Raw genomic sequence first — 19,695 nt, 5'->3', positions numbered from 1 at the left:
CCGCCCGGGTCCCGCGCTGACGCGGTGTCCGGGCCAAGGCTCCGTGGCGCCTCCTCCGTCCACCAGTCCCCCCGATCCACCAGTCCCCTCGACCCACCAACCCCATCGACCCACCAGGATTCAGTGCTCCATGCGTAAGAAACCAGTGCTGGCCGCGGCGTTCGCCGCCGCGGCGGCGCTCACCCTGTCCGCCTGCGGCGACGACGGCACCGCCGCCAAGCAGCCCGTGGCCGATGTCTCCGCCCCGGCCAAGACCAAGGCCGCGACGGTGCTCGACCAGCCGTTCACCAAGCCCGACCTCGTCCTCACCGACACCCACGGCAAGAAGTACGACCTCCGGGAGCAGACGAAGGGCAAGCCGACGCTGATCTACTTCGGCTACACCAACTGCCCCGACGTCTGCCCGCTCATCATGAGCAACATCTCCATCGCCAAGAAGTCCCTCCCCAAGGGGGACCAGGACAACCTCCGGGTCGTCTTCGTGACCACCGACCCGGAGCGGGACACCCCCTCCTCGCTGGGCGTCTGGCTCAAGTCCCAGGACCCCTCCTTCATCGGCCTCACCGGCGACTTCCCGGCCATCCAGGCGGGTGCACGTCAGATCGGCATCGGCATCGCCGCGCCGAAGAAGGAGAAGGACGGCACGGTCGTCTCGATGCACGGCTCCCAGGTCATGGCGTTCTCCCCGAAGACCGACAAGGGCTACCTGCTCTACAGCGAGGACACCTCGCCCGAGGACTACACCAAAGACCTGCCGAAGATAGTCAAGGGAGAGAACCCGTGAACCGCCGTACCGCCCTCGCCGGAGCCGCCGCCCTCGCCACCGGGCTGGCACTGACACTGACGGGATGCTCGTCCGGGAACGACGAGCCCGAACTGAAGGTGACCGGCGCGTTCATGCCGCAGCCGGTCGACGACATGGCGGCGGGCTTCCTCGTCGTGAAGAACAGCGGCGGCACGTCCGACCGGCTCACCTCGGTCACCAGCCCCCTCTCGGACGACGTCTCGATGCACGAGACGAAGAACGGGGCGATGCGCATGGTGAAGTCCTTCGAGGTGCCCGCGGGCGGCCGGCTGGATCTGGAACGCGGCGGAAACCACCTCATGTTCATGAAGCTCAAGGAACAGCCCAAACAGGGTGACAAGGTGTCCGTCGAGCTGCACTTCGAGAAGGCCGACACGATCAAGGTCGACCTTCCCGTGAAGGAGAGCACCTACAACCCGAAGAAACAGTGAGGGACTGACACGTCATGACAGCCACCGCCCCGCACTTCGGACCGTCCCCGTCCCTTTCCGCGATGCGCCGCCCCCTGGCCGCGGCCGCGCTCCTCGCCGCCCTTGTCAGCATGGTGTTCGGCCTGCTGCTGGGCGGCGCGGGCACCGCGTCCGCGCACGCCGCGCTCACCGGGAGCGATCCGCAGGACGGGGCGGTGGTCGACACCGCTCCCCAGGACATCAAGCTCAGCTTCTCCGAGTCCGTCGCACTCGGCGACGACTCCATCAGGGTCCTGGACCCCAGCGGCAAACGCGCCGACACCGGCACCGCACCACGTGATCTGATGTGCGGCTCCACCATGGAGTACAGCGTCCCGCTGCGCTCCGGGTTGCCCAACGGTACGTACACCGTCGCCTGGCAGGCCGTGTCGGCGGACAGCCACCCCATCTCGGGCGCCTTCACGTTCTCCGTCGGAGCCCCCTCGAAGACCACCGTCGCCCTCCCCTCGAAGGAGGCGGGCGGCGGCCTCGTAGGCGCCCTCTACGACATCGCGCGCTATGTCGCGTACGCCGGTTTCATCCTGCTGGTCGGCGGCTCCGCCTTCGTGCTGGCCTGCTGGCCGCGCGGTGCGGGCGCGCGACCCCTGCAGCGCCTGGTCGTACGGGGCTGGATGACACTCACCGTCGCCACCCTGGTCATGCTGATGCTGCGCAGCCCCTACACCGGCTCGGGGAAGCTCGCGGACGTCTTCGACCTCGACGGTCTGAAGGCCGTGCTCGACACGAAGCCCGGGGCGGCGCTCGTCTCCCGGCTGCTGCTGCTCGGCGCGTCCGCCCTCTTCATCGCCGTACTGTTCGGGGCGTACGCACGGACACAGGCGAGGCGCGCGGACGAGCACGAGCGGAAGGACCTCACGTTCGGACTGGCCGCGGGCGGGGTGGTGATCGCCGCGGGGATCGCCGGTACCTGGTCGCTCGCCGAGCACGCCTCGGCGGGCCTCCAGCCCGGCATCGCCATGCCGGTCGACCTGCTCCATCTGCTGGCCGTCGCCGCCTGGCTGGGCGGGCTGGCGGCACTGCTCGTCGCGCTCTACCGGACTCCGGACATCGATGCGGCGGCGGTGGCGCGCTTCTCCCGTATCGCGTTCGGCAGCGTGCTGGTGCTCACCGCCACCGGGATCTACCAGTCCTGGCGCCAGGTCGGCAGCTGGTCCGCGCTCACCGGCACGGACTACGGACAGCTGCTGCTCGTGAAGGTCGGGCTCGTCGCCGTCATGGTCGCGATCGCCTGGGGCTCGCGCCGCTGGACCGCGCGGCTGGTCCTGGGCGGTGCCGGTGCTCATGCCGGTGCGGAACGACGCGACGGCGAGAGCGCCGAGGCCGGTACGGAGGGGCAGCGGGACGACGACGGCACCGGAGCCGCCGTCACAGACACCAGGGCCGCCGTGACGGACAGCGGTGCGGGACCCGATACCGCTGCAGGCACCGGCACCACCGACGTGGACTCCTCGGCGTCCACGTCGACGTCGGTACCGGCGGCCGAGGACCCTGCGCGGACCGCACAGCTCGCCCGGCAGAGGGCCGCCATGGCCACCGCCGCCAAGAAGCGGCTCCGCGACGCCGACCCCGACCGTTCGGGACTGCGCCGTTCGGTCCTGACGGAGGTCGGTGTCGCCGTCGCGCTCCTGGCCGTGACGACCGTGCTGACCTCGACCGAGCCGGGGCGAACCGAGGAGGAGGCCCGCGGCTCCACGACGGCGGCCGTCTCGGCGGCCGAGGGCCCGCTCACCGTGAAGCTGCCGTTCGACACGGGCGGCGAGAACGGCAAGGGAACGGTGCGCATGGACATCGACCCCGGTCGTACCGGCACCAACGAACTCCACATCTGGGTCGAGGACCCCGGGGGCAAGGCCATGGACGTCCCCGAGCTGAAGGTCGCCTTCACCTTGGAGTCCAAGGGCATCGGCCCGCTTCCCGCCGTCCCCACCCGGTTCGCCGAGGGCCACTGGACCGCGAGCGGTGTCCAGGTCCCGATAGCGGGCGACTGGAAGGTCGCGGTGACCGTGCGTACCTCGGACATCGACCAGACGACCGTCGACAAGAACATGAAGATCGGCTGAGCGGAATCGTGAGCGTGAACAACAAGAGCGACAACGGCGGCAAGACCGGCAAGAACGACAGAGACAACGGCGGAATCAACGGCAAGAGCAGGAACAACAGCAACGACGGGAGCATCACTACCGGCGGGAACGGCGAGAGCGGTGGCCACGGCGGCCTCTCCCGGCGGCAACTGCTGGGCGGCGTGGGCGCGACCGGTGCCGCCGGCCTGGTGCTGGGGGCGGCCGGTGGTGCGACTGGCTATGCCGCCACCCGGCCCGACGCGCCGACAGCCCTGACCGCGGTCGGATCCACACAGGTGATGTTTCACGGGAAACACCAACCGGGGATCACCACTCCGCTTCAGGCATGCGGCCATCTCCTCGCCTTCGACCTGGCACCCGGTACGGGCCGCAAGGAAGCCGCCGCCCTGATGCGCCGCTGGTCGGGTGTGGCTCGACGCCTCATGGCCGGTGAACCGGCGGACGGCGGTGCGGCGGACGGCACGGCCCACGACACCGGAATCTCCCTGGACGCCGGGCCGTCGTCGCTGACCATCACCTTCGGCTTCGGGCGCACCTTCTTCGACCGCACCGGCCTGGTCGACCGTCGCCCGCCGGGGCTCGACCCGCTGCCGCCGTTCTCCAACGACCGCATCGACCCCAAGCAGTCCGAGGGCGACCTCTGGGTGCAGATCGGGGCCGACGACGCGCTCGTCGCCTTCCACGCACTGCGCGCCGTGCAGAAGGAGGCCGCCGGATCCACCCGGCTCCGCTGGCAGATGAACGGCTTCAACCGCACTCCGGGTGCCACCGCACGGCCGATGACCGCCCGCAACCTGATGGGCCAGATCGACGGCACCGGCAATCCCAAGCCCGCCGACGACGACTTCGACCAGCGCGTCTTCCTCCCGGCGACGGGGACGGACGCCCGGCACGACTGGCTGGCAGGCGGTTCGTACGCGGTCGTGCGCCGGATCAGGATGCTGCTCGACGACTGGGAGAAACTCTCGGTGGAACGGCAGGAACGGGTCATAGGGCGGCGCAAGACGGACGGCTCCCCGCTCAGCGGCGGCTCCGAGACCACGCCCATGAACCTCGACAAGGCCGGTCCGGACGGCAGGCTCTTGATTCCGGACAACGCGCACTCCCGGATCTCCTCCCCGCAGAAGAACAGTGGCGCGGCCATGCTGAGGCGCCCGTTCTCCTACCACGACGGCATCGCGGCGGACGGGACTCCGGACGCCGGACTGCTGTTCATCTGCTGGCAGGCGGATCCACTGCGCGGGTTCGTGCCGGTGCAGCGCAAGCTGGACCGGGGAGACGCCCTGTCGCCCTTCATCCGGCACGAGGCCAGCGGTCTGTTCGCGGTACCGGGCGGGGCGGCGGACGGCGAGTACGTGGGGCAGCGGCTTCTGGATTCCTGAAACCTCGGCACGAGGCCGCCGGAAGCCCTCGGGCCGACTCCACGAGGGCTTGTCGCCGCCCCCGCGGGAGCTCGTGGCCGACGCCGTCGAGCCTGCGGGTCCGGGCGGTACGACGGGGACGGACGTCGCCGGGAGGGGCACTAGGGTGACGGTATGTCCGCCACGCGCTACGCCTATCTCGGCCCCGAAGGCACCTTCACCGAGGTCGCCCTCCGTACGCTCCCGGAAGCCGCCACCCGCGAACTCGTACCGATGGTCTCCGTCCCGGCGGCCCTGGACGCGGTGCGCAGCGGATCCGCCGCCGCGGCGCTCGTGCCGATCGAGAACTCGGTCGAGGGCGGCATCACCACGACGCTCGACGAGCTGGCCACCGGCGAGCCGCTGATGATCTACCGCGAGGTGCTGCTCTCCATCAGCTTCGCGCTGCTGGTGCGGCCTGGGACCCAGCTGTCCGACATCAAGTCGGTCACCGCGCATCCGGCCGCGCAGCCGCAGGTGCGCAACTGGATGGCCGCCCATCTCCCGGACGCCATGTGGGAATCCGCGGCGTCCAACGCGGACGGCGCCCGGCTGGTGCAGGAGGGGCGGTACGACGCCGCCTTCGCCGGCGAGTTCGCGGCGGCGACGTACGGCTTGGAGCCGCTGGTCACCGAGATCCACGACGCGGAGAACGCGCAGACCCGCTTCGTCCTGGTGGGCCGCCCGGCACGGCCCGCCGCGCCGACGGGTGCGGACAAGACGTCGGTGGTCATCTGGCTGGGCGAGGACCAGCCCGGTGCGTTGCTCGAACTGCTCCAGGAGTTCGCGGTACGCGGGGTGAACCTGATGCTGATCCAGTCGCGGCCGACGGGCGCGGGCATCGGCAACTACTGCTTCGCGGTGGACGCCGAGGGTCACATCGCGGACCGGCGGGTCGGCGAGGCCTTGATGGGCCTGAAGCGGATCTGTCCGAACGTGCGGTTCCTCGGGTCGTATCCGCGGGCCGGGGTGGAGCCGAAGGACGTACGGCCGCTGCGGCCCGGCACGTCGGACGCGGAGTTCACCGAGGCCGCCGACTGGCTGGCCCGGAATCTGGACGGCCGGGTCTGACACCGCTCCACGACAGCCTCCGGACGGAGCGGGACCCGGACCACAAGAGTGGGGCCGGGGCCGAGAGCGAAGCCGGGAGCCGGGCCAGGCCGGGAAGCGGGGGCGGGACCGGAAGACAGGGCCAGGTCATGAGCCGGGCCAGGCCGATATCACCAGCCGATCTTCGGCACCCCCGCACCATCCAGGAGTTATCCACAGGGGCAGTTCTCGACCTGGGGACAAGTCGATATCGAAATGCGGCATGGTCGACATATCGCCCCGATCGACTCGGATGCATCCACAGCCACCCGGCCCGGCCGGGTCGCCCACCACCGCCCCGATTCCGGCGATCAGCCCTGCAGAACAAGGAATCCCCACCCGAACGGGCGCCCTCGGCAGGTTTGGGAGGAGATTTTGTGCGACACGGCATCACTTTCGGAGCGCGCCCCTCCACCATCCACAGACCTTCCTCACAGCCTGTGGATAACTCGCGCAGGGGGCGACACCTGTGGACAAGGAGACCTCAACTCCCGCCCTTCACGGGGCAGGTGTGTCAAGGAAGCCAGCACCATCCGCCCCCTTTGGGGGAGTAAACTCATTTCGTTGACCGGCCGGATCCGACAGCGAACACAATCGGGCCCGACGCCGAATGCACAATACCCCCGCTATTTATCAATTCTAACAATTCGGGCAAAATGACACGCGCGGTGATATCGGTTCGAGCTGCGGAAGCGCGCACCGGTAGCCTGGAGGGGTGATTGACCTTCGCCTGCTCCGTGAGGACCCCGACCGTGTTCGCGCCTCCCAGCGCGCCCGTGGAGAGGACGTCGACCTCGTCGACGCCCTTCTCTCCGCCGACGAGCGGCGCAGGTCGTCCGGCGTCCGCTTCGACGAACTCCGTTCCGAGCAGAAGTCGCTCGGCAAGCTCATCCCCAAGGCGAAGCCCGAGGAGCGCGCCGAGCTGCTCAAGCGTGCCGAGCAGCTGAAGGCCGACGTCAAGGCGGCCGACGCGGCACAGGACGAGGCGGACGCCGAGGCCAGGAGCCTGATGCTCAAGCTCGGCAACATCGTTCACGAGGACGTGCCGGTCGGCGGCGAGGAGGACTTCGTCGTCCTGGAGACCCACGGCACGATCCGTGACTTCGGGGCCGAGGGCTTCGAGGCCAGGGACCACCTGGAGCTCGGCGAGATGCTGGGCGCCATCGACATGGAGCGCGGCGCCAAGGTCTCGGGATCGCGCTTCTACTACCTGACGGGCATCGGCGCGCTGCTGGAGCTCGCCCTCGTCAACGCGGCGATCGCGCGGGCCACCGAGGCCGGCTTCGTCCCGATGCTGACACCCGCGCTGGTCCGCCCGCGCGCCATGGAGGGCACCGGCTTCCTCGGCCAGGCCGCGGAGAACGTGTACCACCTGGAGAAGGACGACTTCTACCTGGTCGGCACCTCCGAGGTCCCGCTCGCCGCGTACCACATGGACGAGATCATCGAGGCCGACAAGCTGCCGCTGCGGTACGCGGGCTTCTCGCCGTGCTACCGCCGCGAGGCCGGCACGTACGGCAAGGACACCCGCGGCATCTTCCGCGTCCACCAGTTCGACAAGGTGGAGATGTTCTCGTACGTCGACCCCGCGGACGCCGAGGCCGAGCACCGCAGGCTTCTCGACTGGGAGAAGCAGTGGCTCACCGCCCTTGAGCTGCCGTTCCAGGTGATCGACGTCGCCTCCGGCGATCTGGGCGCCTCGGCCACCCGCAAGTTCGACTGCGAGGCGTGGATCCCGACCCAGGGCAAGTACCGCGAGCTGACGTCCGCGTCGAACTGCAACAGCTTCCAGGCGCGCCGTCTGTCCGTCCGGATGCGCGACACCCGCGACGGCAAGAAGGTCCTCCAGCCGCTGGCCACGCTGAACGGCACGCTCTGCGCCGTGCCACGCACGATCGTGGCGCTCCTGGAGAACCACCAGCTGGCCGACGGTTCGGTACGGGTCCCCGAGGTCCTCCGGCCGTACCTGGGCGGGCGCGAGGTGCTGGAACCGGTCGCCAAGTGACCTTTCCGTACAAACTGGTCGCGACCGACCTCGACGGCACACTGCTGCGCAACGACGAGACGGTCTCCGAACGCACCCGTGCGGCACTGACCGGGGCCGCCGCGGCAGGTGCCGCACACATCATCGTCACCGGCCGCGGTGTGCCGTGGACCCGGCACATCCTGGACGCCCTCGGCTACGAGGGCCTCGCGGTCTGCGGCCAGGGAGCGCAGGTCTACCACGCGGGCGAGCACAGGCTGCTGACCTCGTTGACGCTGGACCGGCAGCTCGCCGGGCTCGCGCTGTCCAAGGTCGAGGCCGAGGTCGGCCCGCTGGCGCTGGCGGCGAGCCGCGACGGACTCGACGGCGAGGTGGTGATCGGCCCCGGCTACCGCGTCCAGGACGGGCCGCTGCCGTCCGTCGTGGCGCAGGACCCGGCCGAGCTGTGGGCCGCCCCGCTGAACAAGGTCTACATCCAGCACCCGGAGCTGGACGACGACGCGCTGACGAAGGCCGCGCGAGCGGCCGTCGGCAATCTGGTGGACGTGGTCATGGCCGGTCCGGGCACGGTGGAGATCCTCCCGCTGGGGCTGAGCAAGGCGACCGGGCTCTCGCTCGCCGCACGCCGCCTGGGCGTGAAGGCCACGGACACGCTGGCCTTCGGCGACATGCCGAACGACATCCCGATGTTCGCCTGGGCACGGCACGGTGTGGCCATGGCCAACGCGCACGAGGACCTGAAGGCCGTGGCCCAGGAGATCACGGCGTCCAACGAGGACGACGGCATCGCCGTGGTCCTGGAGCGCCTGCTCTAGGCCGGGTTCTCGAACAGGCGGTGTTCGGCCCCGGGCGTCAGCACGGGGCCGCTCGTCGTACGGGGCCGGGCACGGGTGAGCCGGTCGTACGTGTATCGCTCCCGCGTCCGGTCGTACACCGCCGCTCCCGTGCGAGGACGGTACGCGTACAGAAGCCGGACACGAACCGGCACGGCCGCGAGCAGCGGGCAACATCTGCCGCAAGTCGCACGGGTGTCCACACCGCGGACAAGCTCGGCGGAGGATGCGCGGATCGAACGCGCGCGGGGTTTCACGGCCCCGACGACGGCTTAGCAAGCCGCTGCCTTACCACTCGGCCAATCCTCCGGGAGGGCGGCCGCGCGCGAAGGCGCGAAGAAGCCGCCCCAGGCATCCTGCCCCGATCGGCACGGCGGAGTCGTCGGTGACTACTCCGGCGCCGTCTCGGGGCCGCCCTGATGGGAACTCGACGGACTCGGACTGTCGGTCATCGTCGCGCTCCTCTCCCGGTCTGTGGCGTACACGCGGGCGTACGGCTGTCGCTGGGCTCGGGCCCGCAGGGCCCGGTCCGGCACGTGTTGCACCAACCACTGTGCCGGGGGAGGTCCTTGAGCGCCACTCGATTTCGGGCAACGCCGAAGGGCCGTGAACGGCCCGCAGGTCGGCGCTGCCTGCCCCTGCGGTTCAACCCCTTCGGACGGCGGGCGAGATCGTCCATCCTGCCGTCGATCCGCACGACGTCCTGGGACAGACGCCCCAGCCGCACGCTCATGGCGCCGACGGCCCGATGGGTGAGGTCCAGTCTCCGGTCGAGGCTGTCGAGCCGGTGATGGACAGCCCTGCCCCGGGCCTAAAGGCGGAGGACGCTCACGGTTGCCACTCACTCGACGACCGACCCGGCGAGCACTCCCCCACCGGCATCGGCCATACCCGATTCACGAACGCTGCGACGCCACGGATCCCAGTTGCCTTCACGCACCTCGCACAACGCATCAACCCCCGCCCACCGGGCGAGGGTTGACAAGGACGGCAGAGGGGCGGGGCACCACGAGAAGGAAGGCGGAAAGGCGCCCGGCTCAGGCCGCGTTCACGGGCTCCCGGCACTCACAGAGCCCGGACGCACCGAACGCCCTCTCCTCACGGCCTCACGGCCTCACGGCGCAGCCTGCGTGCCGTGGCCCGACCCACATGCACCGGGTCGACTCCACGCACCACCGCCCTCACCGACCGGGCGACCCCAACCGCCGCGGCCCCCGCTCACCGGGCAGCCTCGGCCCTTCGTGGGGCCCACGCCCGCTTCTCCCCGACCGAGCTCACTCCTCCCCGGCCAGCTTCAGCGTGCGCAGCTTCTGACCGGCGTACCAGGTCGCCGCCACCGTGACCGCGACCAGCAGGACGGTCGCGACCGGCAGCCCGACGTCGGAAGTGATCGCACCGTCGCCGCCGACCTTCTCGGCCACCGCGAGGGACCACTGCTGCACGCTGAGCGTGCGCGCCCCCGGCACCAGCGAGCCGAACAATGCCTCCCACACCAGCGCGTAGACGAGGCCGAAGACCACCGCGTGCCGGCTGACCGTGCCCAGCAGCAGGAACAGCGAGCTGTACGCGATCGAGGCGACCAGTGCCGCGATGGTGTACGCCACCGCGATCTGCTGGCCGTTGCCATTGAGGATCAGGCCGGCGATCAGTGTGGGCAGCGCGGAGAAGACCATGGTGACGGCAATGGACACGATCAGCTTGGTGGAGATGATCGTCGGCCGCTTCACCGGCTTGGCCAGCAGGTAGACGATCGATCCGTCGTCGATCTCGGGACCGATGGCCCCGGTTCCGGCGATCACGCCGATCAGCGGCACCATCGTGGCGATGGCGAAGCCTCCCAGCACGTCCGACGCGATCTGGTCGTCGGCTCCGGCGAACATCCGTACCGCCACGGCGATGGCCACCAGCAGCACCGGCAGGACGAAGAGGATGGCGGCCCGGCGTCGGCCGAGCAGGGCCCGGTAGGTGAGCCGGGCGACTGTGGGGTCGTACATGACGATTCACAGCTCCTTTCAGGCCACTACTCAGGCCGCTACGAGATAGGAGAAGACCGATTCGAGGGACTCGTCGGACGGCGAGACGGTCAGCAGACGGATTCCGTGCTCGCGTGCCACCTTCGGCAGCAGTTCGGTGAAGCGCCCGAAGTCGACCGCCTGGATGCGCAGGGCCCGCTCGCCCAGGTCCACCTCGATACCGGCCGTCGACGGGTCGGCGATGAGCGCGGCGGCGAGGGCGCGGTCGTCGCTGGAGCGGACGAGGTAGCGGTGGGGGCGGTCCGTCATCAGCCTGCGGATCTTCCGGAAGTCACCGGATGCCGCGTGCCGTCCTGCCACGATCACCTCGATGTGCGAGGCGAGTTGCTCGACCTCTTCGAGGATGTGGGACGAGAAGAGCACGGTACGTCCCTCCGCCCCCATCAACCGCAGCAGCTCCATGAGCTGCATCCGCTGACGCGGGTCCATCCCGTTGAACGGTTCGTCGAGGAGCAGCACCGACGGCTCGTGGACCAGGGCGGACGCCATCTTCACGCGTTGGCGCATGCCTTTGCTGTACGTGGAGATCTTCCGATCCTGCGCGTACTCCATCTCGACCGTGGCCAGCGCCCGACGCGCCTCCGCGTCGCCGAGACCCTGGAGCTCCGCGTTGGCGACGACGAACTCGCGGCCGGTCAGGAAGTCGTACATCGCCTCCCGCTCCGGGACGATGCCGATCTCCTTGTACACCGCCTCGTTCCGCCAGATCGCCCGTCCGTCGAGCGTGACGGTGCCCGTGGACGGGGCGAGGAAGCCGGCCATCATGTTGATCAGCGTGGACTTGCCCGCGCCATTGGGCCCGAGCAGCCCGGTGACGCCCGGCCCCACCGTCATGCTCACGTCGTTGACGGCGACCACGTTGCCGAACCAGCGCGAGGTGTGGTCGATCTCGATGGTGGTCACAGTCCGACCCTCCGGTAGCGGCGCATCAGTACGGCGTACGAGCCGGCGACGAGCGCGAGAACAGCGAACAGATAGACCGCACCGACCCCGACCCCGGGGACCGCCCCGCCGGGGAAGGGCGAACTGGCGCCGAGGAACGCGGCCTGCACGCCCCCGATCAGCGTGATCGGGGAGAACAGCCCCAGCCACTCGACGGCGCCCTCGGAACCCGTCTGCCAGGCGATGGCCTGCACCGTGGAGACCGCGCCGTAGGAGATGGTCAGCACGGCGATCACCGCGGCGACACCGAAGCCGCGGCGCGGCGTCAGTGCCGCCATCACCAGCCCCAGTCCGGCGAAGAGTACAGAGAGCAGCGTCACCGACAGCATCCCTTGTCCGAATCCCTTGGTCTGCTCGACGAAGTCGAACTTCCCCAGCAGCGCGCCCGCATAAAGGATCACGAGTGGCGCCCCGGTGAGGATGAGCAGCGCGGACGCCATGGCAGCCAGTTTGGCCACGACGTAGTCGACGCGCTCGATCGGTCGGGAGAAGTACAGCGGAACGCTTCTGAAACGCAGATCTCTGGAAACCGACTGCGGCGCCTGGGCGGCGACGAACAGGCCGATGACGGCCTGCATGTAGATCGCGAAGGACGTGTACTTGATCTGCAGGGCCGTGCTGCCCGGAATGGAGATGGAGACGGCGACGATGATCGCCGCGACCATGCACATCACGCCGAGGAGAAGCATCGGCAGCACCTTGGACTTGGCGGAACGTCCCAGTCCGAAGGCGCCCCGCAGGGACTGCGAGTACAGCGAACGGCGCGCATAGCCGCGGCCGAGCCGGGGACCGTCGTAGGAGCGGTACCCGATGTTGTGGATACGGGAGGTGTCGCTCCCGCTCACGGCTCCGGTCTGTGTGCTCGTCACGGCCGATCCCCCTCTGCTGCAAGGCCCTTCCGGTCGGCGGCCTCGGCGGGCCCGGACGCGGGCTCGGCGGGCGCCGGCACGGCCGCGGTACCTCCCGCGGCGCCGGCCCTGGGCTCCTCCTCGGTGCGGAAGACCTCGGCGATGTGGTGGCGCCGCTGTTCCATCCGTACGAGGCCGAGCCCGAGCGCGGCGACGCTGTCGCGCACGATGTCGTACGTCTCCTCGCCAGTGGCCTCGACCAGCAGGATGTGGCCCGCGCCGGGCAGCCCCTGTCCGTCCAGACCGTCCTGGCCCACGAGACCGACGCCGGCCCGGACGAGGGCCCGGCGCAGCGCGGCCGTGCCGTCCGGATGGGTGTCGCTGTCGGTGACCTCGACCGCGAGGGTCGTGGTGGTCTGGGTGAAGTCGCTGGTGGAGCTGGACCGCAGCAGGGAGCCGCCGTCGATGACGACGACGTGGTCACAGGTGCGTTCCAGCTCGCCCAGGAGGTGCGAGGTGACCAGGACCGAGATGCCGAAATCGGTGTGGACGCGGCGGATCAGCCCGAGCATCTCGTCACGGCCGACCGGGTCCAGACCGTTGGTGGGCTCGTCGAGCAGAACCAGCCGCGGGTCGTGCACGAGTGCCTGGGCCAGCTTCACTCGCTGCTTCATGCCCGTCGAGTAGCCGCCGATGGGGCGGTAGCGCTCCTCGTACAGGCCGACGTGGCGCAGGGTGTCCGCCGTGCGCTCACGCGCGGCGGTGGGCGGCAGACCGGACATCCGCGCCATGTGGACGACGAACTCGGTGGCCGAGACGTCCGGCGGCAGGCAGTCGTGCTCGGGCATGTACCCGACCCGCTCCCGGATGGCGGCGCCGTCGGTGGCGACATCGAGACCGAGCACCGTGGCCCGGCCCTCGGTGGCGGGGGACAGACCCAGCAGGATCTTGATCAATGTGGATTTACCGGCTCCGTTGGAACCCACCAGGCCGGTCACGCCGGGTCCGATGTCCAGGGAGAGCCGGTCGAGCGCGGTCACCCGTGGGAACCGCTTGCTCAGGCTTTCGGTCGCGATGACAGTCACGGCTCCGACGGTAGTGGCGCGGGCCACACAGCACATCAGCCCTGGGGTTGGACAGCACCTCAGCCTCCAGGTGTACGGGCCCGTAGGGGGACCACCACCCGGAGGGGGATCCGGGGCCGTGACGGGCATCCGCGGTTTTCCACAGGTCTCCACACACCCCTTGACGTAGCCGCGGGACATTGTCACATTCATCAGTGTCACGTTACGGACACGTACCGCACACAGCAGGGAACGGACGGTGGCATGGCTTCGGCAGTGAAGGACGAACGAGCCCCGGAGCTGCGGGGGTTCGCGGAGGTGCAGCGTCTCGCGTACGCCTGCGCCGAGGCGGTCGCCGGACGGCTCGTGCCGGGGGTGACCGAGCGCGAGGCGGCCAGGATGCAGCGCGACTGGCTGCGCGAGCGCGGGGTCCGGGACTGGTTCCACCTCCCGTTCGCCTGGTTCGGGGACCGGACGGCGTTCGCCGGTTTCAAGGTGCCCCTGCAATTCTTCCCGACCGACCGGCGGCTGGAGCCGGGGATGCCGTTCATTCTCGACATGGCCCCGGTGTACAAGGGGTTCACGGCGGACATCGGGTATTCCGGCTGTCTCGGGCCCAACCCCCTGCACGACAAGCTCCTCGCCGATCTGGAGGCGCACCGCGAGCTGATCCTGCGCGAGGTGCGGGAGCGACGCCCGCTGCGCGAGATCTACGAGGACGTCGACCGGCTGATGGTCGAGCAGGGGTACGCCAACCGGCATCGCGCGTATCCCTTCGGCGTCATCGCCCACAAGATCGACCGCGTTCCCGAACGCCGTTGGTCCCCGCATGTGTTCGGCTTCGGCGCCCAGTCCCTCAAGGGGCTGCTGAGCGACGCGCTGCACGGCCACCGGGAGGGCTGGTCGCCGCTGTGGAGCCCGTACCGCTTCTCCGACCACCCGCCGCGGCCGGGGCTGTGGGCGGTCGAGCCCCACCTCGGATTCCGGGGTACGGGCGCCAAGTTCGAGGAGATCCTGGTGGTCACCGACTCCAAGGATCCCGAACAGAGCGCCTTCTGGCTGGACGACGATCTGCCGCATGTGCGGCGCTGGGCCGAGGAGAGGGTGGCGGCATGAGTCCGCAGGGTCTGACGGGGGCGCGGGAGCGCCGGGTCCGCACGGGTGAAATCGAGCTGTGCGTGGCCGAGTTGGGCGACGAGAAGCGGCCGACGATCGTCCTCGTCCACGGCTATCCGGACAGCAAGGAGGTCTGGGCGGATGTGGCACGGCAGCTGGCCGAACAGTGGCACGTGGTGCTGTACGACGTGCGCGGTCACGGCCGGTCCACCGCGCCCAGGCCGCTGCGCGGCGGCTTCACCCTGGAGAAGCTGACCGACGACTTCCTGGCCGTCGTCGACGCGGTGAGCCCGGACCGTCCGGTCCATCTGGTCGGGCACGACTGGGGTTCGGTCCAGTCCTGGGAGTTCGTCACGGTCGAGCGCACCGAGGGCCGGATCGCCTCGTTCACCTCGATGTCCGGGCCCTCGCTGGACCACTTCGGGCACTGGATCAAACAGCGGATGACGCGGCCCACCCCGCGCCGGGTGGGACAGCTGCTCGGCCAGGGAGCCAAGTCCTGGTACGTCTACCTGCTGCACACCCCGGTCCTGCCCGAGCTCGCCTGGCGCGGTCCGCTCGGCAAACGGTGGCCGGAAGTCCTGCGACGGCTGGAGAAGGTGCCCACGGACGACTACCCGACGCCCTCCCTGCCCAATGACGCGGCGCACGGCGCCTGGCTCTACCGCGACAACGTGCGGGCCCGGCTGCGCCGGCCCCGCACCGACGCCTACGCGCACGCGCCGGTCCAGTTGATCACGCCGACCGGTGACGTCTTCCTCTCGGAGAAGCTGTACGACCGACTGGAGCTGTGGGCACCGCAGTCGCTGCGCCGCACGCTGCCGGCCAAGCACTGGGTGCCGCGCACCCGGCCGGACCGTCTCGCCTCCTGGATCAGCGAGTTCGTCGCCGCCAACGAGGCGTCGCAGGAGAGCGGCCGGCCGGTGCGGGACACCGGGCCGACCGGGGCGTACGCGGACCGGTTCGCCGGGCAGCTGGTCCTGGTGACGGGCGCGGCCGGTGGCATCGGCCGGGCCACCGCGTTCGCCTTCGCCGAGGCGGGTGCCCGAGTGGTGGCTGTGGACCGGAACGCGGAGGGCGCTGCCAGGACGGCCGAGATGGCCCGGCTGATCGGGTCCCCCGCCGCCTGGGGCGAAGTGGTCGACGTCAGCGACGAGCAGGCGATGGAGAAGCTCGCCGACAAGGTCGCCGCCGAGTACGGCATCGTCGACGTCCTGGTCAACAACGCCGGGATCGGCCTGTCCGGATCCTTCCTGGAGACCACGAGCGAGGACTGGAGGAACGTCCTCGACGTCAATCTGTGGGGCGTCATCCACGGCTGTCGGATCTTCGGCAGGCAGATGGCCGAGCGCGGCCAGGGCGGCCACATCGTCAACACCGCCTCTGCCGCCGCCTATCAGCCCTCCCGCGCCCTGCCCGCGTACAGCACCTCCAAGGCAGCCGTGCTGATGCTCAGCGAATGCCTGCGGGCCGAGTTCGCCGACCGGTCGATCGGGGTCAGCGCTATCTGCCCCGGCATCGTCAACACCGGCATCACCGCCACCGCGCGCTTCGCCGGTGCCGACACCACGGAGGAGGCACGGCTGCGCAAGCGGGCCGTCCGGCTGTACGGGCTGCGCAACTATCCCCCGGAGCGGGTCGCCGACGCCGTCCTCAAGGCCGTGGTGCGCAACCAGGCCGTCGTGCCGGTGACGCCGGAGGCCCGCGGCGCCCGGCTCCTGGCCCGCTTCAGTCCCGGCGCGCTGCGCGGGATCGCCCGTCTGAAGCCGCCGCTGTGACCGGCGCCGGGCAGTCGCCGTCCGCGGCGGCGGAGCGGTCCGCCGCCGAGTACCGGATCGAGGACCTGGCCCATGCCAGCGGAACCACGGTCCGCACGATCCGCGCCTACCAGGACCGCGGACTGCTGCCGACGCCGGAGCGGCGCGGCCGGGCCAATGTGTACCGGGACAGCCACCTGGCCCGGCTCCGGCAGATCGCGGACCTGCTGGATCGCGGTTACACCCTGGCCAGCATCAAGGAGCTGCTGGACGCCTGGGACGCCGGCCGCGGTCTGGGCGGGGTGCTAGGTCTCGTCGCCGAGGTGCACGGCCCCTGGACGGACGAGCGGGCCGGCCGGATCACGCGGGCCGAGCTGAACGCCCGGCTCGGCGGCAGCCCGGACGACGAGGCGGTCGCCGAGGCGGTGGACCTCGGCGTGCTGGAACGCGTCCCGGGACGGGACGACGAATTCCTGGTCCCCAGTCCACAGGAGCTCGCCGTGGCGGTGGAATTGCACGCCGCCGGTGTTCCACTGCGCGCGATCTCCGCACACCTGAGAGAACTTCGAGGACAGGTGGAGGAAATAGCGGCTCGTTTCCTGGAGTTCACCGACGAACACGTCTTCGCGCGCTACCTGGGCCAGCATCCGCCCACGGACGCGGATGCGGTAGATGCCGCCGCCATGGTGCGCAGACTGCGCCCGCTCGCCCAACAGACGGTGGACGCGGAACTCGCCCGGGCCATGAGGACGTTCGCCACGCTCCACCTGCGTCATCACCTGAGCACGCACACGGCTCCCGCCCCCGGCTCCTCGGCCCCCGAAACGACGCCGGTATCCGTCCCCAGGGAGACAATTGGCCGTGTTCGGCGGCTTGTTGGTACGGACAACGTCTCCGCATTCGTGACGGCAGCTGCCGAACGAGAGGTGCAGGCAAGAACATTGGATGCACTTGCCTCATCCGATTCCAAAACAGCACCTGTTGACCAAATCACCTGACCCTACAGGCGGCTTGTCCACAGAATGATCAACGTGCCTGTGGATAAGTCGAGTTGGCTGTGGACCAAACCTGGATGGAAAAAATTATCGAAGCAAATAAAATTGCTTCAGTGAATCACTATGAAATGCGGATGCGCACCGGAAACAGCCCCGGCAGGCTGAGGACATGGACGAAAAACGCACCGTGAAGGTGTCCAAATACCTCTCGAAACACCTGCGACATCGACCGGAGCGAATCGGAATCGCGCTCGACGCCCATGGATGGGTGCCGATCGACGAGCTGCTGCGCGCCACGGCGCGCCACGGCTTCTCCCTCACCCGTGCCGAGCTCGACCATGTCGTGGCCGTCAACGACAAGCAGCGCTTCGCCGTCGAGAACGGTCGCATCCGCGCCAGCCAGGGCCACACCGTCCCCGTGGACCTCGGCCTGCCGCCGTGCGATCCGCCCGCGTACCTCTACCACGGCACCGTGGGCCGTGTGCTGGACGCGATCCGCAGCGAGGGCCTGCGCCCCATGGACCGCACACACGTCCATCTCTCGCCCGACCGCGAGACGGCGACCAGGGTCGGAGCACGTCGCGGCCGTCCGGTCGTCCTGTCGGTGGACGCCGGCGCGATGCACCGTGCGGGCCACACCTTCTACGTCAGCGCCAACGGCGTCTGGCTCACCGCCGCCGTGCCGCCCTCGTTCCTGCGCCTGCGTGGCTGAACCCGCGGGGCGTCGCCCGGGTCGTGCGGGGCCGGACGACGAGGAACACGGGCCCCGGAGACGTCGGGAAACCGTCCCCGGAGCGGGGCGGACGAGTGCGCGCACTGCCGTTCGTCCCCGCCGTTCGGCGACGTAAGGGCCGGCGACGAAGCGCAGATCAGCCGAGCTGCGCCACGCCCTCGGTGGCGATGCGCTCGAAGACCTTCTCGTCCGCGGCGAAGTCGGAGTCGGGAATCGGCCAGTGGATCACGATCTCGGTGAAGCCGAGGTCGCGGTGGCGTCCCGCGAAGTCCACGAAGGCGTCCACGGACTCCAGCGGGCGGCCCCGGTCCGGGGTGAAGCCGGTCAGCAGGACTTGGTCGAGCTCGGCCACGTCCCGGCCGACCTCCGCGCACGCCTTGCCCAGCTTCTCGGCCTGCATGCGCAGGGCGTCCACCGACTGCTCCGGGGTGCCCTCCTCGTACAGCTTCGGATCGCCGGTCGTCACCCACGCCTGGCCGTACCGCGCCGCGAGCCTCAGCCCGCGCGGCCCGGTCGCGGCGACCGCGAACGGGAGCCGGGGGCGCTGGACGCAGCCGGGGATGGTGCGGGCCTCGTGCGCGGAGTAGTGCGTGCCCTGGTGGGTGACCGCGTCCTCGGTGAGCAGCCGGTCGAGCAGAGGGAGGAACTCGCCGAACCGGTCCGCGCGCTCCTTCGGCGTCCATGCCTCCTGCCCGAGTGCGGTGGCGTCGAAGCCGCTGCCTCCCGCCCCGATGCCGAGCGTGATCCGGCCGCCGGAGATGTCGTCGAGCGAGATCAGCTCCTTGGCCAGGGTCACCGGATGCCTGAAGTTGGGCGAGGTGACGAGCGTGCCGAGGCGAAGCCGCTCGGTGGCCGCCGCGGCGGCGGTGAGGGTGGGCACCGCACCGAACCACGGGCCGTCCCGGAAGGACCGCCAGGACAGGTGGTCATAGGTGTACGCCGCGTGGAAGCCGAGTTCCTCGGCGCGCTGCCACGTGGCACGGCCGGCCTCGTGCCAGCGGTCGACGGGCAGGATCACGGTGCTCAGGCGCAGGCTCATACCCCCGAGCCTACGTCCGTTCAGCGGACAGCCGACGCCTCGTTGTGGCCGGATCCTGATGAGTCCGAGGTGCTTCGGCTCGAACAGCCGGGGGTGACGAGCTGGCATTCTGGAGCTGACCAGCGAGCCGACGGAGGTTCTGGGTGGGGTTTGACGAGGAGTGGGCTCATCTGAAGGCCGAGGCTGTCAAACGAGCGGCTTCAACGCCGACGGTGCCGCCGGTTGCGCGTGTGCTTCCAGCAGAGGTCGATCCCGTGGAACAGGCTCGGGAGGCGGTACGGGAGCGGCTCGCGGACTCCCGTAGCCGCGTGGTGCTGGTGCCGCTGGAGGAGCGAGATGGGCTGTGGACTGCCGAGTTCGGGGGCCTGGACTGGATCTGTGCGTTCTCCGATGAGGAAGCGTTAGGGCCTGTCCTGAGTCGTGATCAAGGCGTGAGATGCCTCTTCCGTTGATCGTTCGCGGCGGGTAGGAATCTGGTATGGCGCGTACTGAACTCACTGACGATG

At 69.9% G+C, this 19,695-nt stretch carries 17 protein-coding genes and 1 tRNA gene; 11 read left to right on the top strand and 7 right to left on the bottom strand.

The window, feature by feature from the left end:
* Nucleotides 1-130 precede the first annotated feature (130 nt).
* From AMK22_RS18645 to AMK22_RS18615, 7 genes are all read left to right on the top strand, one after another.
* Entirely contained in the window at nucleotides 131-784 is a 654-nt protein-coding gene (locus tag AMK22_RS18645; protein ID WP_073786465.1) for an SCO family protein, read from the top strand.
* A complete protein-coding gene (locus AMK22_RS18640) occupies nucleotides 781-1,236 on the top strand; it encodes a copper chaperone PCu(A)C (RefSeq protein ID WP_073786464.1) in 456 nt (151 codons plus the stop codon). The genes AMK22_RS18645 and AMK22_RS18640 overlap by 4 nt, the downstream gene beginning before the upstream one ends.
* Before the next feature lie 14 nt (nucleotides 1,237-1,250).
* Complete coding sequence (locus AMK22_RS18635) at nucleotides 1,251-3,335, top strand: copper resistance protein CopC (protein ID WP_073786462.1); 2,085 nt, start codon at nucleotides 1,251-1,253, stop codon at nucleotides 3,333-3,335.
* Nucleotides 3,336-3,448: 113 nt separating this feature from the next.
* The gene (efeB, locus tag AMK22_RS18630; RefSeq protein WP_107430595.1) at nucleotides 3,449-4,738 is read left to right on the top strand and encodes an iron uptake transporter deferrochelatase/peroxidase subunit; all 1,290 of its coding nucleotides are present in this window, start codon (nucleotides 3,449-3,451) and stop codon (nucleotides 4,736-4,738) included.
* Between the two features lie 153 nt (nucleotides 4,739-4,891).
* Entirely contained in the window at nucleotides 4,892-5,827 is a 936-nt protein-coding gene (gene pheA / locus AMK22_RS18625; protein WP_073786461.1) for a prephenate dehydratase, read from the top strand.
* 733 nt (nucleotides 5,828-6,560) lie between these two features.
* Nucleotides 6,561-7,850: a serine--tRNA ligase gene (gene serS, locus AMK22_RS18620; RefSeq protein ID WP_073786459.1), complete on the top strand. Its 1,290-nt coding sequence runs from the start codon at nucleotides 6,561-6,563 to the stop codon at nucleotides 7,848-7,850.
* Nucleotides 7,847-8,644 (top strand): HAD family hydrolase, encoded by a 798-nt coding sequence (locus AMK22_RS18615; protein WP_073786458.1) that lies wholly within the window; start codon nucleotides 7,847-7,849, stop codon nucleotides 8,642-8,644. The genes serS and AMK22_RS18615 overlap by 4 nt, the downstream gene beginning before the upstream one ends.
* Here AMK22_RS18615 and AMK22_RS41815 read toward each other — a convergent pair.
* The 6 genes from AMK22_RS41815 to AMK22_RS18590 form a co-directional block, all read right to left on the bottom strand.
* On the bottom strand, nucleotides 8,641-8,763 hold the full coding sequence (locus AMK22_RS41815; protein WP_274535429.1) for a hypothetical protein: 123 nt from the start codon (nucleotides 8,761-8,763) through the stop codon (nucleotides 8,641-8,643). The two genes, AMK22_RS18615 and AMK22_RS41815, sit on opposite strands and share 4 nt — an antisense overlap.
* Nucleotides 8,764-8,882: 119 nt before the next feature.
* A tRNA-Ser gene (locus tag AMK22_RS18610) sits at nucleotides 8,883-8,971 on the bottom strand.
* 965 nt (nucleotides 8,972-9,936) lie between these two features.
* Complete coding sequence (locus tag AMK22_RS18605) at nucleotides 9,937-10,656, bottom strand: ABC transporter permease (RefSeq protein ID WP_073786456.1); 720 nt, start codon at nucleotides 10,654-10,656, stop codon at nucleotides 9,937-9,939.
* A 30-nt stretch (nucleotides 10,657-10,686) separates the two neighbouring features.
* Nucleotides 10,687-11,598, bottom strand: a complete 912-nt coding sequence (locus AMK22_RS18600; RefSeq protein WP_073786455.1) for an ABC transporter ATP-binding protein — start codon at nucleotides 11,596-11,598, stop codon at nucleotides 10,687-10,689.
* Nucleotides 11,595-12,506 carry a hypothetical protein gene (locus tag AMK22_RS18595; protein ID WP_073786453.1) on the bottom strand — a complete coding sequence of 304 codons (912 nt, stop codon included), beginning with the start codon at nucleotides 12,504-12,506 and terminating at the stop codon, nucleotides 11,595-11,597. The genes AMK22_RS18600 and AMK22_RS18595 overlap by 4 nt, the downstream gene beginning before the upstream one ends.
* On the bottom strand, nucleotides 12,503-13,606 hold the full coding sequence (locus AMK22_RS18590) for an ABC transporter ATP-binding protein (protein ID WP_443333301.1): 1,104 nt from the start codon (nucleotides 13,604-13,606) through the stop codon (nucleotides 12,503-12,505). The genes AMK22_RS18595 and AMK22_RS18590 overlap by 4 nt, the downstream gene beginning before the upstream one ends.
* Before the next feature lie 207 nt (nucleotides 13,607-13,813).
* Between AMK22_RS18590 and AMK22_RS18585 the strand changes: the two genes are divergently transcribed.
* The 4 genes from AMK22_RS18585 to AMK22_RS18570 all read left to right on the top strand — a co-directional run bounded on the left by AMK22_RS18585 (nucleotide 13,814) and on the right by AMK22_RS18570 (nucleotide 18,129).
* Nucleotides 13,814-14,665 carry a M24 family metallopeptidase gene (locus tag AMK22_RS18585; RefSeq protein ID WP_073786452.1) on the top strand — a complete coding sequence of 284 codons (852 nt, stop codon included), beginning with the start codon at nucleotides 13,814-13,816 and terminating at the stop codon, nucleotides 14,663-14,665.
* Nucleotides 14,662-16,443, top strand: coding sequence for an SDR family oxidoreductase (locus tag AMK22_RS18580; protein WP_073786450.1), 1,782 nt, complete (start codon nucleotides 14,662-14,664; stop codon nucleotides 16,441-16,443). Before AMK22_RS18585 ends, AMK22_RS18580 begins: the two co-directional genes overlap by 4 nt.
* Complete coding sequence (locus AMK22_RS18575; RefSeq protein WP_073786449.1) at nucleotides 16,440-17,420, top strand: MerR family transcriptional regulator; 981 nt, start codon at nucleotides 16,440-16,442, stop codon at nucleotides 17,418-17,420. Before AMK22_RS18580 ends, AMK22_RS18575 begins: the two co-directional genes overlap by 4 nt.
* 166 nt (nucleotides 17,421-17,586) lie before the next feature.
* On the top strand, nucleotides 17,587-18,129 hold the full coding sequence (locus tag AMK22_RS18570; RefSeq protein ID WP_073786447.1) for an RNA 2'-phosphotransferase: 543 nt from the start codon (nucleotides 17,587-17,589) through the stop codon (nucleotides 18,127-18,129).
* Between the two features lie 157 nt (nucleotides 18,130-18,286).
* On the opposite strand, the gene AMK22_RS18565 is transcribed toward AMK22_RS18570, so the two are convergent.
* On the bottom strand, nucleotides 18,287-19,189 hold the full coding sequence (locus tag AMK22_RS18565) for an LLM class flavin-dependent oxidoreductase (protein ID WP_073786446.1): 903 nt from the start codon (nucleotides 19,187-19,189) through the stop codon (nucleotides 18,287-18,289).
* Nucleotides 19,190-19,695: the final 506 nt, after the last annotated feature.

Origin of the sequence: Streptomyces sp. CB01580 (assembly GCF_001905795.1) — a bacterium.
In the GTDB taxonomy this organism is placed as follows: Bacteria; Actinomycetota; Actinomycetes; order Streptomycetales; family Streptomycetaceae; genus Streptomyces.
Note: the sequence above shows the minus strand (reverse complement) of the source record. Positions and strands in the feature narration are given on the sequence as shown.